Origin of the sequence: Thermosipho globiformans, from assembly GCF_003990895.1 — a bacterium.
GTDB classification, from domain to species: Bacteria; Thermotogota; Thermotogae; order Thermotogales; family Fervidobacteriaceae; genus Thermosipho; species Thermosipho japonicus.
The window spans coordinates 1-2,387 of the sequence record NZ_BHXD01000032.1 but is presented as its reverse complement, the minus strand read 5'-3'; the positions used below and the strand labels follow the sequence as shown (position 1 = coordinate 2,387).

At 25.9% G+C, this 2,387-nt stretch carries 4 protein-coding genes; 3 read left to right on the top strand and 1 reads right to left on the bottom strand.

All coding sequences use genetic code 11. The annotated features are described in order from the left end of the window. The 3 genes from EO083_RS10215 to EO083_RS09895 all read left to right on the top strand — a co-directional run. Positions 1-63: SHOCT domain-containing protein (locus tag EO083_RS10215; protein ID WP_206512276.1), on the top strand; the 63-nt coding region annotated here is incomplete at its 5' end. 12 nt (positions 64-75) lie between these two features. Next, positions 76-606 (top strand): hypothetical protein, encoded by a 531-nt coding sequence (locus EO083_RS09670; RefSeq protein WP_126994243.1) that lies wholly within the window; start codon positions 76-78, stop codon positions 604-606. Between the two features lie 455 nt (positions 607-1,061). After that, entirely contained in the window at positions 1,062-1,232 is a 171-nt protein-coding gene (locus EO083_RS09895; RefSeq protein ID WP_164723719.1) for a hypothetical protein, read from the top strand. An 8-nt stretch (positions 1,233-1,240) separates the two neighbouring features. On the opposite strand, the gene EO083_RS09665 is transcribed toward EO083_RS09895, so the two are convergent. Further along, positions 1,241-1,624, bottom strand: a complete 384-nt coding sequence (locus EO083_RS09665) for an ArsR/SmtB family transcription factor (protein ID WP_126994241.1) — start codon at positions 1,622-1,624, stop codon at positions 1,241-1,243. Between the last annotated feature and the right edge of the window lie 763 nt (positions 1,625-2,387).

The following is a 2,387-nucleotide window of genomic DNA, read 5'->3' as shown; positions in this document are numbered from 1 at the left end:
AAATTCGTAAATGGTGAAATTACAGAAGAGGAATATTTAAGAAAAAAGAAACTTATTGAATAGGAGGTCGAAAGTATGAAAAAAATATATTTTTTAGTGGTTACAATGATTTTAGGTATGTCAAGTTTATTTGCATTTGGAATTAACAATATTAATCCAGATGCTGTAAATAATGTAACTCAAGTGTCTTTAAAATTAAGTGTAGTAGAATTAGACAATATTACTTTTAGTGTATTAGCAGTTGATGAAAAAGAATCATATTATATATTAAAATTGAGACCAATATTAATGTATTATGGGAATTTACCGATTAATGTAAAAGATTCAATAAGTATTAGTGGTATCATTTTATCAAATTTTTCAAAAATTAAGGAAATTATTGTTGATACTATAAATATAAAAAATGAAACATATTCAATATTGAATAAAAATGGATATTTGAATAATCGTAGTTATAATCCTTGCATGATGAATGGTTATATGATGGATGAATGGTATTATTATACTGATCCATATGGTTATAGAATGATGAATGAATATGGTTATCAGGAACAACTGAATCATTATAATCAAAATATGCCTTATAATATGAATGGAAGAAAATAAAAAGTTTAATAAAGTTGATAAAATATTGCACTGAACCCAGGAAATGAGACAAAAAAAAACAGAAATGAAAAAACATCCCCAAAGTGGTACGATAAAACCAACAAGGGGGTGTTTTTCTTTAGCTAGAAAGGTTAAAAATTTAGAAAGTATCCTTTAGATATAAAACAAGAAGTCATAGGGCTTTACATGGAGGAAAAGCTTCCTAAGAAGACTATTGCTTTTCTTTTTCATATAATTTCATATAATTAATCCCCTTTTGATTAATTTAATGATACCATCATCATATTTTTTTCTCCAAATCTTCAAAGTGGTGATTACGATAGGGTAATGACAGATACAATAAAGAAAAGGTTAGATGGTGGAAGATGTAAAGAAAGAGATATATTAAGATAGGAGATTTCAATTTACACACATCTTTACAGCAAAATTGTAAAAGCGAAAGGGATAATCAAAGTATGTCAAGAAAAGGTACACCACAAGACAATATGACGATGGACCAGCAGAAAGCTTCTTCAGTCATTTTAAGGAAAAACTGTAAGAATAAACAAAGAAAAAATAAAGAAGAATACAAAAATTTAATAGAAGAATATATACAACTTTACAACTTTTGGCAGGAGATTTTATAGAATTTTAATCATTTCTCAGTTATATGAATATAACCAACTTCAATTAATTTTTTTACGTGTTCATCATTTAGAGAGTAAAAGACAACCTTTCCTTCTTTTCTAAATTTTACAAGGTTAGTCTGTCTTAAGACCCTTAATTGATGCGAAATAGCAGAAATTGTTTTGTTGAGAACAACAGATATATCGCATACACACATCTCGTCTACTTGCATTAAAGCATATAAGATTTTCATTCGTGTTTTATCACCAATTACTTTAAATAGATCACTTAATTTATTTAAAGTATTTTCATCCGGAGTATTTTCATGGACTTTTTTAATAATATCTTCATGAATTTCAATTGTCTGACAAACATCAATATTATCTTTTGTGATGTTTTTATTTTTGCTCATTAAGATCACCATCTTTTATATATGAATAATTGTTCATGTTTATTATATCTCAAAACAAAAAAATGTCAACAAAAAAATTATATTATATAATTTAGTAATTTAAATTAGTGATATTTGTTAGATAATTTTTGAATTCGTTCTTTGTTAATATTTTTTTATATAAAATATCCTGGTCAAAGTAAAAGATTAATTAAATTAGAATTTAAAAAAAGGGAAACACCTGTGAAATTTATTTTGTCTAATCATTACCAATAATAGGGGAAGCAGCTGAAAAAGTTCATTTTAATAATATTTTACCACAAAAACTACTCAATAAAATATCTAATCTTGTATTTGATAAATATAAAGGAATCTTTTCATATTTTCATAGGAAAGCAACACACTATAGATTGAAAAGATTGTCGAAAAAAGAAAGTAAGTAAAAGGCTAAAAAGACTTTTTGGTACATTGCTAGTTATTGATATTACAGAACTTAGAAACAAGAAAAAGGAACTTTATTTATTATATTAGGCAAAAGTGCTATTAGATTTTGAAAAGGAAATAGTAAGTAGAACATGCAGAAATGACTAGATTAATTGACAAGTAATTTTTTGTACGGGCCCGAGTGTAAATAACTCCACACCCCGGCCAATGTAAAAATTATTTGTCAATCAATCTAATCATTTTTGGATGAGCAGAAGGTAGCCTGTAATTTTTTGTGTAAATACCTCTTCTTGGATGGTAATAAATTAATTAAATTGGATTATAATTCTTAAATTATCTT